The organism is Pseudomonas sp. LPB0260, assembly GCF_013388395.1.
This window is the reverse complement of sequence record NZ_CP058247.1, coordinates 2,348,222-2,360,587: the sequence shown is the minus strand read 5'-3', so window position 1 is coordinate 2,360,587 and position 12,366 is coordinate 2,348,222. Positions and strand designations below refer to the sequence as shown.

Here is a 12,366-nt window from a genome sequence, read left to right as displayed (position 1 = left end):
GTGGATGAACAGCGCGTCAACCACCCTGCCCGGGAGTACACCATGCGCCTCATCCCACTGCTGATCACCCTCCTGCTCGCCTTGCCCACCCAGGCCGAGGGCTTCATCAGCCGCCTGCTGAACAAGCCCGTGCCGGGCGGGGTCGCCGTGGTCGATCTCGGCCCGGCCGCCACGGCGCCACGCGCCACCTACCAAGGCAAACCGCTGCTGGTGATTCACGAGGACGGCCAGCGCTGGATCGCCATCGTCGGCCTGCCCCTGAGCGTCCGCCCCGGCAGCCAGCAGATCGAGGTGGACGGCCGGCGGCACAGCTTCCAGGTCGGCGGCCGCGCCTATGCCGAGCAGCGCATCACCCTGAAGAACCAGCAGCAGGTCAATCCCAACCCGACCAACCTCAAGCGCATCGAGCGCGAGCTGGACGAACAGACCCGCGCCTATCGCCAGTTCAGCCCGCGCCAGCCGAGCAACCTGCTGTTCGACAGGCCGGTCGACGGGCCGCTGTCCAGCCCCTTCGGCCTGCGCCGCTTCTTCAATGGCGAGGAGCGCAACCCCCATTCGGGCCTGGACTTCGCCGCCGCGCGTGGCACCCCGGTCAAGGCGCCGGCGGCGGGCCAGGTGATCCTGATCGGCGACTACTTCTTCAACGGCAAGACGGTGTTCGTCGACCACGGCCAGGGCCTGATCAGCATGTTCTGCCACCTCTCGGCGATCGACGTGAAGCTGTGGCAGGAGCTGCCGCGTGGCGGCGTGCTCGGCAAGGTCGGCGCCACTGGCCGCGCCACCGGGCCGCACCTGCACTGGAATGTGAGCCTGAACGATGCGCGCATCGACCCGTCGATCTTTATCGGCGCCTTCAAGCCCTAGCTGCAATACCTCGCAAGACAGCGGTAACGGCAAACGCCGGCCCGCTTTGTTAAGGTGCGCCCTCGTCGCCCGCCTGCCCTCGACCTCCGCGCACTGAGCCAGACTCGAGGCGCTCGCCCTGCGCGGCCTTCACACGCAGCAAACGAGGATCGTCATGAAGCAACACTACGCCGCCACCCTCGAATGGCTCGAGCGCTACCCGCACCTGCACAGCCTGATCAGCCTGGGTCTGCTGGTGCTCGGCGCCTGGATCGCCAACTGGCTGGTCAAGCGCATCCTCCTGCGCGGCCTCTATCGCGCGCTCGAGGCCACGCCCCTGGGGCAGGACAAGGCGCTGTCGGAGTCGAAGATCAGCGCGCGCCTGGCCAACATAGTGCCGGCGCTGATTCTCTCCAGTGGCATCCACCTGGTGCCGCACCTGCCCGATGCCGCGGTGACCGTGGTCGACAACGTCTGCAGCGCCTTTATCGTGCTGACCGTGGCCCTGGCCATGAGCGGCACCCTGAGCCTGCTCAACACCCTTTACCAGCGCCGCCCGGACGCCCATCTCAAGCCGATCAAGGGCTACCTGCAGTTGCTCAAGATCGTGATCTTCGCCATCGCCGCGATCCTCATGGTCGCCAGCCTGATCGACCGCTCGCCGCTGATCCTGCTGTCCGGCCTCGGCGCCATGGCCGCGGTGCTGATGCTGATCTTCCAGGACACCCTGCTGTCGCTGGTGGCCAGCGTGCAGATCTCTTCCAACGACATCATCCGGGTCGGCGACTGGGTGGAGATGCCGCAGCTCAATGCCGACGGCGACGTCATCGACATCGCCCTGCACATGGTCAAGGTGCAAAATTGGGACAAGACCATCACCAGCATCCCGACCAAGCGTTTCATCAGCGACCCGTTCAAGAACTGGCGCGGCATGCAGGAATGCGGCGGCAGGCGGATCATGCGCAACCTGTACCTGGACCAGACCAGCATCGCCTTCCTCGACCAGGAGCAGATCGAGCGCCTGGGGCGCTTCCGCCTGCTCAGCGACTACCTGCAAGACAAGCAGCGCGAGCTGCAGGAATGGAACGACGCCCTGGCCGACGCCGGCCGCGAGCCGGTCAACACCCGCCGCGTCACCAATATCGGCACCTTCCGCGCCTACGTGGAGCAGTACCTGCGCCAACATCCCGGGGTCCATCAGGAGATGACCCAGCTGGTGCGCCAGCTCAGCCCGACCGCAGACGGCCTGCCGCTGCAGCTCTATTGCTTCACCAACACCACCGCCTGGGCGCGTTACGAGGGCATCCAGGCGGATATCTTCGACCACATGCTGGCGATCCTGCCGGAATTCGGCCTGCGCGTGTTCCAGCATCCGAGCGGCTCGGACATGCGCGAACTGGGCCGCCCGCTGCCGCCGGCAAGCGCCTCCTCTTGAGCGCCCACCTGAGCCCCGGCCCCGGCCCGGGCACAGGCCGCCCCGGGACAAAAGCGCCGCGCAATCGGTCGGCATTCCAGCGCGCCTTCTCGCAACTGGCAACCAACATAGACACTCAAACGACGACTTCTGCCAATTTTTCAACAATGCTTGCCAGCATTTACCTCAAATAGGTAGGGTTGAAGCCATGAACGCTACCCATACCCTCATCCTGCTGCGGCAACACGCCAACCTCTGCCTGGTCAGCCAGCGACTGCGTGACTAACGCCCCCCCTTCCTGATCTTGCCGATATTGCCTGGCCCTTCAGCGGCCGCCGCCCACAAGGATTTCCCCATGAGCATGCTCAAAGACCCGTCCAGCAAGTACCGCGCCTTTCCCGCCATCGACCTGCCAGACCGCACCTGGCCGTCGAAGACCATCACCGCAGTGCCGGTCTGGTGCAGTTCTGACCTGCGCGACGGCAACCAGTCGCTGATCGAGCCGATGGACGCGCAGAAGAAGATGCGCTTCTTCAAGACCCTGGTGCAGGTCGGCATCAAGCAGATCGAAGTGGGCTTCCCCTCCGCCTCGCAGACCGACTTCGATTTCGTCCGCGAGCTGATCGAGGGCGGGCATATCCCCGAGGACACCACCATCCAGGTGCTGACCCAGGCCCGCGAAGACCTGATCACCCGCACCTTCGAGTCGCTCAAGGGCGCGAAGAAGGCCATCGTCCACGTCTACAACGCCACCGCGCCCTCGTTCCGCCGCATCGTCTTCAACCAGGACAAGGCCGGGGTGGTGAACATCGCGGTGAATGCCGCGCGGATCATCAAGGACCTGGCCGAACAGCAGCCGGGCACCCAGTGGACCTTCCAGTACTCGCCGGAGATCTTCACCTCCACCGAGCTGGAGTTCGCCGTCGAGGTCTGCGACGCGGTGCTCGACGTCTGGCAGCCAACCCCTGAGAACAAGGCCATCCTCAACCTGCCGGCCACCGTGGAAGTGTCCACACCCAACGTCTACGCCGACCAGATCGAGTGGTTCTGCCGCCATATCAGCCGCCGCGACAGCGTGCTGATCAGCCTGCACACCCACAACGACCGCGGCACCGGCGTGGCCGCCAGCGAACTGGGCCTGATGGCCGGCGCCGACCGCGTCGAGGGCTGCCTGTTCGGCAACGGCGAGCGCACCGGCAACGTCGACCTGGTCAACCTGGCGCTCAACCTCTACACCCAGGGCATCCACCCGGGCCTGGATTTCTCCGACATCGACGCGGTGCGCAAGGTGGTCGAGGAGTGCAACCAGATCCCGGTGCACCCGCGCCATCCCTATGTCGGCGACCTGGTCCACACCGCCTTCTCCGGCTCGCACCAGGACGCCATTCGCAAGGGCTTCGCCCAGCAGGACCCGGATGGTGTCTGGGAGGTACCCTACCTGCCGATCGACCCGGCCGACATCGGCCGCAGCTACGAGGCGGTGATCCGCGTCAACAGCCAGTCCGGCAAGGGCGGCATCACCTACCTGCTGGAGCAGGAATACGGCATCAGCCTGCCGCGGCGCATGCAGATCGAGTTCAGCCAGGTGGTGCAGAAGGAAACCGACCGCCTGGGCCTGGAGATGAGCGCCGCGCAGATCTACCAGCTGTTCGATCGCGAATACCTGCAAGCCAGTGCGCCCTACACCCTCAAGGGCCATCGCCTGCAGGAAGAGAACGGCACCAGCGCGGTCGACGTGGAAATCGTCAGCGACGGCGAAAGCCAGCACTGGCGTGGCATCGGCAAGGGCCCCCTGGAGGCACTGGTGGCCGGCCTGCCGGTGGACGTGGAGATCATGGACTACTGCGAGCACGCCATAGGCGCCGGCACCAACGCCAAGGCCGCGGCCTATATCGAGCTGCGGGTCAATGGCGGGCGAGCCCTGCACGGCGTGGGCATCGACGAGAACCTGACCACCGCCAGCTTCCGCGCCCTGTTTAGCGCCCTTAACCGGGCCATGGGTCAGGCCGCCGAACAGGCCGCCTGATAGCGCGGACTGCACCAAAAACGCCGGGCTCTGCCCGGCGTTTGCTTATATAACGCAATCCGGATTACGGGCGCTGCGTATGCTGGCTGGCGCTGTCGCATCTGCTGCATGACTCGAGCGCAGCGTTGCCACTGGCTTGGGATATCGCTACGCCACACCCAGGCTATGGCTGCAGCTCGAAGGCATCGGCATCCAGATAGGCGGGGAAACGTTCGCGGTACGCGGCCAGATCGGCACCCGACAGGGCCAAGCGGTATACGCCAGCAGCGGCTTCGGCGTTGAGCAGGGTCTCGCCCTGGAAATCCAGCACCTGGCTGTCGCCGCTGTAGGCATGGCCCTTGCCGTCCTCGCCGACGCGGTTGACCGCCGCCACGTAGCACAGATTCTCGATGGCCCGCGCCGGCAGCAGGCGGTTCCAGTGGTGACGCCGCGCGGCCGGCCAGTTGGCGGTATAGAGCAGCAAGTCGGTGTCGCGCGGATCGCGGCTCCACACTGGGAAGCGCAGGTCGTAGCAGATCAGCGGACGGACCCGCCAGCCCTTGAGCTCCAGCAGCACTTGCTGCTCGCCGGCGGCGTAATGCTTGTGCTCGCCGGCCATGCGGAACAGGTGGCGCTTGTCGTAGTGCGCCAGCGAGCCGTCCGGGCGCGCCCAGAGCAGGCGGTTGCGGTAGCTGCCGTCGGCCGCCTGGATGATCAGGCTGCCGGTGACCACCGCCTGCAGGCGGCGGGCCTGCTCCTGCAGCCAGACAGTGCTGGGACCGTCCTCGGGCTCGGCCAGGCTGGCCGAGTCCATGGTGAAGCCGGTGCTGAACATCTCCGGCAGCACCACCAGATCGGCGCCAGCGGCCTGTTCCAGCAGCGCCTCGAAGTGCGCCCGGTTGGCGGCCGGATCGTGCCAGGCCAGTGCACTCTGCACCAGGGCCAACTGCAGGTCGGGTAACGCCGTCAGATCGCGCATAGCTTCTCCGCGGCCTGGCGCAGGGTGTCCTCGCGCTTGGCGAAGCATAAGCGCACCAGGCGCAGGTCCTTGGGCGGCTCTTGGTAGAACACCGACACCGGGATGGTCGCCACACCATGCTCGCGGGTCAGCCACTCGGCCATGGCGACATCGTCCAGGTCATCACGGATCGCCGAATAGTCGGCCAGCTGGAAATAGGTGCCGGGGGCGCGCTGAAAGCTGAAGCGCGAGTCCTTGAGCAGGTCGCAGAACAGGTCGCGCTTGGCCTGGTAGAAGGCCGGCAACTCCTCGACATGCTCGGGGTGCTCGGCCATGAAGTCGGCCAGCGCCCACTGCAGCGGCGTCACTCCGCAGAAGCTCACGTACTGGTGCACCTTGCGCAGCTCGGCGGTGAGCGCCGGCGGCGATACCACGTAGCCGGTCTTCCAGCCGGTGACGTGATAGGTCTTGCCGAACGAGCTGACCACGAAGGCGCGCTGGTACAGCTCCTCGTGGGCCAGCACGCTGGCGTGCCGGGCGCCGTCGAACACCAGGTGTTCGTAGACCTCGTCGCTGACCAGGTAGATGTCGCGGTCGCGGATCAGCGCGGCCAGGCGGTCCAGGTCGGCGCGGGAAATCAGCGCGCCGCTGGGGTTGTGCGGGCTGTTGAGGATGATCAGCCGGGTCCTGGGGCTCAGCGCGTCGGCCAGGCGCTGCCAGTCGATGGCGAAATCCGGTAGCGCCAGGGGCACGTGCACGCAGCGGCCGCCGGCCAGCTCCACCGAGGGCTCATAGCTGTCGTAGCAGGGGTCGAAGACGATGACCTCGTCGCCCGGGTGGATCAGCGTCTGGATGGCGCAGAAGATCGCCTGGGTGGCGCCCGGGGTGATGGTCACCTCGCTGTCCATGTCGACCGTGCGGCCATAGCTGCGGGCGATCTTCGCCGCCACCTGCTCGCGCAGCGCCGGCAGCCCGGCCAGCGGTGCATACTGGTTGTGGCCGGCGGCAATGTGCCGGCCGACCGCGTCGCGCAGCGCCTGGGGGCCGTCGAAATCGGGGAAGCCCTGGGACAGGTTGAGGGCGCCGGTCTCGGCGGCGAGCTGGGACATGCGGGTGAAGATGGTGGTGCCGACAGTCGGCAGCTTGCTGTTGAACATGAGGTCTTCCTGCTGATCACCGCGAACGGCTGGCGGTGCCGATGAGCCAGGATAGCCGATCGACCGGACACGAAAAAGGCGCCCGCAGGCGCCTTCCGTTCGAGCCGGACGGGCAGAATCAGCGCTTCTTGTCCTTGCGCTTCTTCTCGGCCTTCTTGTGGTGGCTCATCAGCCGGCGCTTCTTGTTGACCTGACGGTCGGTCAGAGTGTTCTTCTTGTCCTCGTAGGGGTTCTCGCCGCCCTTGTACTCGATGCGGATCGGCGTGCCGACCAGCTTGAGCACGCGCCGGTAGGTGTTCTCCAGGTAACGCGAGTAGGCGCGCGGCACCGACTCGACCTGGTTGCCGTGGATCACGATCAGCGGCGGGTTGGCGCCGCCGAGGTGGGCGTAGCGCAGCTTGATGCGCCGGCCATTGACCAGCGGCGGCTGGTGCTCGCGCACCGCGTCCTCGAGGATCTGGGTCAGGCGGCTGGTGGGCCAGCGGGTGATGGCCGACTGGAACGAGGCCTGCACCGACTTGTACAGGTGGCCGACGCCGGTGCCGTGCAGCGCCGAGATGAAGTGGATGTCGGCGAAGTCGACGAAGAACAACCGGCGCTGCAGCTCGGTCTTCACGTAGTCGCGCTCGCTCGGCTCCATGCCGTCCCACTTGTTCAGGGCGATGACCAGGGCGCGGCCGCTTTCCAGCACGAAACCGAGCAGATTGAGGTCGTGGTCGACCACCCCTTCGCGGGCGTCCATGACGAACACCACCACGTTGGAGTCCTGGATCGCCTGCAGGGTCTTGACCACCGAGAACTTTTCCACCGCCTCGAAGATCTTGCCGCGACGGCGTACGCCGGCGGTGTCGATCAGGGTGTACTTCTCGTCGTCGCGCTCGAAGGGGATGTAGATGCTGTCGCGGGTGGTGCCGGCCTGGTCATAGACGATCACCCGGTCTTCGCCGAGCATGCGGTTGACCAGGGTCGACTTGCCGACGTTGGGCCGGCCGATGATCGCCAGCTTGATGCCGTCCTTCTCGCTCGGTCCGGGAATGCGCTTGGCTTCCTCGCCCTCGGCGACCACTTCGAGTTCCTCGCCTTCCTGCGGCTCGCCCTCGTCCTTGGGGAAACCGCCGAGCACCGCCTCGAGCATCTGGCTGATGCCGCGGCCGTGGGCGCCGGCAATGGCCAGGGCCTCGCCCATGCCCAGGGGGCTGAACTCGGCGCGAGCCAGGTCGGGGTCGAGGTTGTCGACCTTGTTGATCACCAGGAAGCTGTGCTTGTTACGCTTGCGCAGGTGCTCGCCGATCATCTGGTCGGAGGCCGACAGCCCGGCCCGGGCGTCGACCAGGAACAGCACGGCATCGGCCTCTTCGATGGCCTGCAGCGACTGCTCGGCCATCTTCGCGTCGATCCCCTCCTCGTCACCGGAGATGCCCCCGGTGTCGATGACGATATAGGTGCGCCCCTGCCACTTGGCTTCGCCGTACTGGCGATCGCGGGTCAGGCCGGAGAGGTCACCGACGATGGCGTCGCGGGTCCTGGTCAAGCGGTTGAAGAGGGTGGACTTGCCGACGTTCGGACGACCCACCAGGGCAATTACGGGAACCATTAGGCTCTCCACTACGTTATTTCAGAAAATACAAAGGCCGCTGCCAGGGCAGCGGCCGAATTCACAACTGGGGCCGCCCCGCTGCACGGCGTCGCCATGCAGCATAGCCAAGCCCTCTAGCGCTCGGTCACTTGATGGTCAGCGCGACCAGTTTGCCACCGTTGCCATAGGCGTACAGCCAGTTGCCGACCACCAGCGGGCGAGCGCGCAGGCCGTCGCTGTCGATCCGCTTGCGGCCGACGAAGCGACCATCGACCTGGCTGATCAGGTGCAGGTAACCCTCCAGGTCCCCGAAGGCGACATAGCTGGAGAACACTTCCGGCGCCGACAGTTGGCGACGGGCCAATGCATCGTTGTTCCACAGCGCCGAGGTGCTGCGCTCGTCGATGCCTTCGACGCTGCCGTTGGCTAGGCTGACGTAGACGTTGCCGAAGCCCTGGGCCACGCCGACCGAGCTGGACGCCTCGCGCTGCCAGAGCACGCGGCCGCTCTCCAGCTCCAGCGCCGCCACGCGGCCCTGGTAGCTCACGACATAGAGCGTGCCGCCGGACAGCAGCAGGCCACCGTCGATGTCTACCACCCGATCAAGCTCCGAGCGCCCCTGGGGAATCGCCACGCGCTGCTCCCAGACCGGCAGGCCGCGCTGGGTGTCGATGGCGATGACCTTGCCACTGGACAGCCCGGCAATCGCCAGACGGTTGGTCAGCACCGGGCTACCGGTGCCGCGCAGGGTCAGCACCGCCGGGGTGTTCTCGAAGATCCAGCGCTGATTGCCGGTGTCGGCATCGAGGGCGATCAGGCGATCGTCCTGGGTCTGCACCAGCACCACGTCGCCGTTGACAGCCGGCGCCGCCAGCACTTCGCTAGTCACCCGCGAGCGCCATTTCTCATCGCCGCTGGACGCGTCCAGGGCAATCACCTCGCCCTTCAGCGTACCCAGCAGGACCAGGCCATAGCCGGCGCCGACCGCGCCGGAAACCGGGGCGTCGAGTTCTTGCTTCCAGAGCACCTTGCCGCTCAGGCGGTCGAGCGCCATGACCAGGCCTTCGACGTCGGCGGCAAAGATGCGCTCGCCGTCGACGGCCGGAACCAGCATGTTGAAGGTGTCACCCTGGCCTTCGCCAATCGAGCGACTCCACTCCTCCTGCAGCACCACCTCTTCCTCGAAGTCGGTGAGTTCGGCCGGCGGCAATTCCTTTTTACTGTTGCTGCTGCAACCTACGGCCAGAACGGCCAGGGCCAGCAGTGCGGCATTCTTCCAGCGCATCACGTCACGCATCCCCTTTTGCCAGGTCGTCGAGCTTCATCTGTAAACCGCCCACGGCGGCGTCCTCCGCCAATGCGGCCTTGGCCTTCAGGTAGGCGGCATGGGCCTCATCGTCGCGCCCGAGCTTGGCCAGCAGGTCGCCCTTGAGCTCCTCGCGGCTGGCCAGATAGGCCGCAGCGGCGTCACCCTCGAGCAGCGCCAGCGCATCTTCGGTCTTGTCCTGCGCGGCGAGCACGCTGGCCAGACGCTGACGGGCCAGCTCTTCCAGGGTCTTGTCCGCCGGCTGATCGACGATCGCCTGCAACTCGTTCGCCGCGTCGTCCAGCTTGCCGGACTCGACCGCGACCTTGGCGACGAACAAGCTGCCGTACTGGGCGTACTGGCTGCCGCCGAATTCACTCTTGAGCTGATTGCCCAGCTCGACGACCTTGGCCGCGTCGGGCTCGCCACTCGGATTGAGTGCGGTTTCCAGCAGCTGCTGGTAAAGCATCGAGGCGTTCTGCGCCTGGCTACTCTGGTATCGCTCCCAGCCCTGCCAGCCGAATACCGCCACCAGGGCCAATAGCGCGCCGGTGAGCAACGGCATGCCGTTGCGCTGCCACCATTCCTTGATCAACGCCAGCTGTTCTTCTTCGGTACGCGATTCCACCCCAATACTCCTGTTCGCTAAATCGGCGTGTGCTTGATGCTTTAAGCCTGCTCGAGGCAGGGTGCCAGGCGCTCGACCAGAGCATCCCAGGCAATAGTCTGCTGCTCGCCCTGGTCGCGCAGCGGCTTGCAACCTACCACTCGCTGGGCCAGTTCGTCTTCACCCAGGACCAACGCATAGAGCGCGCCGCTCTTGTCGGCCTTCTTCAGCTGGCTCTTGAAGCTGCCGCCGCCGGCGTTGACCTGCAGGCGCAAGCCCGGCAGCTGGTCGCGCAGGCGCTCGGCCAGGGCCAGACCGGCCAGCTCGGCCGGCTCGCCAAAGGCGCACAGGTAGACATCGACCTGACGGGCGATCTCCGCTGGTACCTTGCCCAGCGTCTCGATCAGCAGCACCAGGCGCTCGATGCCCATGGCGAAGCCCACGCCCGGCGTCGGCTTGCCGCCCATCTGCTCGACCAGGCCGTCGTAACGGCCACCGGCACAGACCGTGCCCTGGGCACCGAGGCTGGCGGTGACCCACTCGAACACGGTCTTGCTGTAGTAATCCAGGCCGCGCACCAGCTTGGGATTGATCACATAAGGAATGCCGGCAGCATCCAGGCGCGCCTTCAGGCCCTCGAAGTGGGTGCGCGAGTCCTCGTCCAGATAGTCCGCCAGCTTGGGCGCATCGGCCAGCAGCGCCTGGGTTTCCGGCACCTTGCTGTCGAGTACGCGCAGCGGATTGCTGGTCAGGCGGCGGCGACTGTCTTCGTCGAGCTGATCGGCGCGCGCCGACAGGTAGTCGACCAGCGCCTCGCGGTAGACCGCGCGGGCTTCGCTGGTACCCAGGCTGTTCAGCTCCAGGGTCACCGCATCGCGGATCCCCAGCAGGCCCCACAGGCGCCAGGTCAGCACGATCAGCTCGGCGTCGATGTCCGGACCGTCGATGTTGAACACTTCCACGCCGATCTGATGGAACTGGCGATAGCGGCCCTTCTGCGGGCGCTCGTGACGGAACATCGGGCCGATGTACCAGAGCTTCTGGGTCTGCCCGCCACCAGCCAGGCCGTGCTCGAGCACCGCCCGCACGCAGGCCGCGGTGCCTTCCGGACGCAGGGTCAGGGAGTCGCCGTTGCGATCATCGAAGGTGTACATCTCCTTCTCGACGATGTCGGTGACCTCGCCGATGGAGCGCTTGAACAGCTCGGTGAACTCGACGATCGGCATGCGGATCTGCCGATAGCCGTAGCCATCCAACAGACGCGCCACCTTGTCCTCGAAATAACGCCAGAGGGGGGTCTGCTCGGGCAGGATGTCGTTCATGCCACGAATGGCTTGCAGGGACTTGCTCAATTCTATTCCTTAGCTGTTACGGGTGCGCGAAGGCTCAGCTGCGCACGATCAAGGCGGCGTCTGCGGCGACCTTCTCGGCCGCCTTCTGGCGGATCAGCCGCTCCAGCTCATCCACCAGATTGTCGTTGGTCAGTTTCTGTGCCGGTTTGCCGTCGATATACACCAGGTTGTTCGGCGTGCCGCCGGTCAGGCCGACATGTGCTTCCTTGGCCTCGCCCGGGCCGTTGACCACGCAACCGATCACCGCCACGTCCAGCGGCACCAGCAGGTCTTCGACGCGCGATTCCAGTTCGTTCATGGTCTTGACCACATCGAAGTTCTGCCGCGAGCAACTCGGGCAGGCGATGAAGTTGATCCCGCGCGAACGCAGCCGCAACGACTTGAGGATGTCGAAGCCGACCTTGATCTCCTCCACCGGGTCGGCGGCCAGGGAGATGCGGATGGTATCGCCGATGCCCTCGGCCAGCAGCATGCCCAGGCCCACCGCCGACTTCACCGTGCCGGAGCGCAGGCCGCCGGCCTCGGTGATGCCCAGGTGCAGCGGTTGCTCGATCTGCTTGGCCAGCAGGCGATAGGCCTCCACCGCCATGAACACGTCGGAGGCCTTGACGCTGACCTTGAAGTCCGGGAAGTTCAGGCGGTCCAGGTGTTCGACATGGCGCAGCGCCGACTCGACCAGGGCCTGGGGCGTCGGCTCGCCGTATTTCTTCTGCAGGTCTTTTTCCAGGGAGCCGGCATTGACCCCGATGCGGATCGGAATGCCCTTGTCCCGCGCGGCCTCGACCACGGCACGGACGCGATCCTCGCGGCCGATATTGCCGGGGTTGATGCGCAGGCAGTCGACCCCCAGCTCAGCCACGCGCAGGGCGATCTGGTAGTCGAAGTGGATGTCGGCGACCAGCGGCAGGGCGACCTGCTGCTTGATCTTGCCGAAGGCCTCGGCGGCGTCCATGTCCGGCACCGAGACGCGCACGATATCGGCACCCGCCTCTTCCAGGCGGCGGATCTGTGCGACCGTCGCGGCGACATCATTGGTATCGGTGTTGGTCATGCTCTGCACCGAGATGGGCGAATCGCCGCCCACCGGTACCGAGCCGACCCAGATCTTGCGCGACTGACGCCGCTTGATCGGTGATTCGCAATGCATG

10 protein-coding genes are annotated in these 12,366 nt (G+C 66.1%); 3 read left to right on the top strand and 7 right to left on the bottom strand.

Features of this window, described 5'->3' with window-relative positions:
• Positions 1-42: 42 nt before the first annotated feature.
• From LPB260_RS10490 to leuA, 3 genes are all read left to right on the top strand, one after another.
• Positions 43-864, top strand: a complete 822-nt coding sequence (locus LPB260_RS10490) for a peptidoglycan DD-metalloendopeptidase family protein (protein WP_208708667.1) — start codon at positions 43-45, stop codon at positions 862-864.
• A gap of 154 nt (positions 865-1,018) precedes the next feature.
• A complete protein-coding gene (locus tag LPB260_RS10485; RefSeq protein ID WP_208708666.1) occupies positions 1,019-2,278 on the top strand; it encodes a mechanosensitive ion channel family protein in 1,260 nt (419 codons plus the stop codon).
• Between the two features lie 334 nt (positions 2,279-2,612).
• Positions 2,613-4,283 carry a 2-isopropylmalate synthase gene (leuA, locus tag LPB260_RS10480; RefSeq protein ID WP_208708665.1) on the top strand — a complete coding sequence of 557 codons (1,671 nt, stop codon included), beginning with the start codon at positions 2,613-2,615 and terminating at the stop codon, positions 4,281-4,283.
• Between the two features lie 163 nt (positions 4,284-4,446).
• Here leuA and LPB260_RS10475 read toward each other — a convergent pair whose 3' ends face one another.
• The 7 genes from LPB260_RS10475 to ispG all read right to left on the bottom strand — a co-directional run bounded on the left by LPB260_RS10475 (position 4,447) and on the right by ispG (position 12,365).
• Entirely contained in the window at positions 4,447-5,241 is a 795-nt protein-coding gene (locus LPB260_RS10475; RefSeq protein ID WP_208708662.1) for an amidohydrolase, read from the bottom strand.
• Positions 5,229-6,377 carry a pyridoxal phosphate-dependent aminotransferase gene (locus tag LPB260_RS10470; RefSeq protein ID WP_208708660.1) on the bottom strand — a complete coding sequence of 383 codons (1,149 nt, stop codon included), beginning with the start codon at positions 6,375-6,377 and terminating at the stop codon, positions 5,229-5,231. Before LPB260_RS10470 ends, LPB260_RS10475 begins: the two co-directional genes overlap by 13 nt.
• 118 nt (positions 6,378-6,495) lie before the next feature.
• Complete coding sequence (gene der, locus LPB260_RS10465; protein WP_208708659.1) at positions 6,496-7,971, bottom strand: ribosome biogenesis GTPase Der; 1,476 nt, start codon at positions 7,969-7,971, stop codon at positions 6,496-6,498.
• 127 nt (positions 7,972-8,098) lie between these two features.
• On the bottom strand, positions 8,099-9,250 hold the full coding sequence (bamB, locus tag LPB260_RS10460) for an outer membrane protein assembly factor BamB (RefSeq protein WP_208708658.1): 1,152 nt from the start codon (positions 9,248-9,250) through the stop codon (positions 8,099-8,101).
• Complete coding sequence (locus tag LPB260_RS10455) at positions 9,243-9,887, bottom strand: tetratricopeptide repeat protein (protein WP_208708657.1); 645 nt, start codon at positions 9,885-9,887, stop codon at positions 9,243-9,245. Before LPB260_RS10455 ends, bamB begins: the two co-directional genes overlap by 8 nt.
• A 41-nt stretch (positions 9,888-9,928) precedes the next feature.
• Positions 9,929-11,218, bottom strand: a complete 1,290-nt coding sequence (gene hisS, locus LPB260_RS10450) for a histidine--tRNA ligase (protein WP_208708656.1) — start codon at positions 11,216-11,218, stop codon at positions 9,929-9,931.
• A gap of 34 nt (positions 11,219-11,252) precedes the next feature.
• Positions 11,253-12,365 carry a flavodoxin-dependent (E)-4-hydroxy-3-methylbut-2-enyl-diphosphate synthase gene (gene ispG / locus LPB260_RS10445; protein ID WP_208708655.1) on the bottom strand — a complete coding sequence of 371 codons (1,113 nt, stop codon included), beginning with the start codon at positions 12,363-12,365 and terminating at the stop codon, positions 11,253-11,255.
• Between the last annotated feature and the right edge of the window lies 1 nt (position 12,366).

Excerpts from the sequence above, each read along its gene's own strand:
- ispG (WP_208708655.1), bottom strand. The coding sequence starts at position 12,365 with ATGCATTGCGAATCACCGATCAAGCGGCGTCAGTCGCGCAAGATCTGG.
- der (WP_208708659.1), bottom strand. The coding sequence starts at position 7,971 with ATGGTTCCCGTAATTGCCCTGGTGGGTCGTCCGAACGTCGGCAAGTCC.
- leuA (WP_208708665.1), top strand. The coding sequence starts at position 2,613 with ATGAGCATGCTCAAAGACCCGTCCAGCAAGTACCGCGCCTTTCCCGCC.
- LPB260_RS10475 (WP_208708662.1), bottom strand. The coding sequence starts at position 5,241 with ATGCGCGATCTGACGGCGTTACCCGACCTGCAGTTGGCCCTGGTGCAG.
- bamB (WP_208708658.1), bottom strand. The coding sequence starts at position 9,250 with ATGCGTGACGTGATGCGCTGGAAGAATGCCGCACTGCTGGCCCTGGCC.
- LPB260_RS10470 (WP_208708660.1), bottom strand. The coding sequence starts at position 6,377 with ATGTTCAACAGCAAGCTGCCGACTGTCGGCACCACCATCTTCACCCGC.
- LPB260_RS10490 (WP_208708667.1), top strand. The coding sequence starts at position 43 with ATGCGCCTCATCCCACTGCTGATCACCCTCCTGCTCGCCTTGCCCACC.
- LPB260_RS10485 (WP_208708666.1), top strand. The coding sequence starts at position 1,019 with ATGAAGCAACACTACGCCGCCACCCTCGAATGGCTCGAGCGCTACCCG.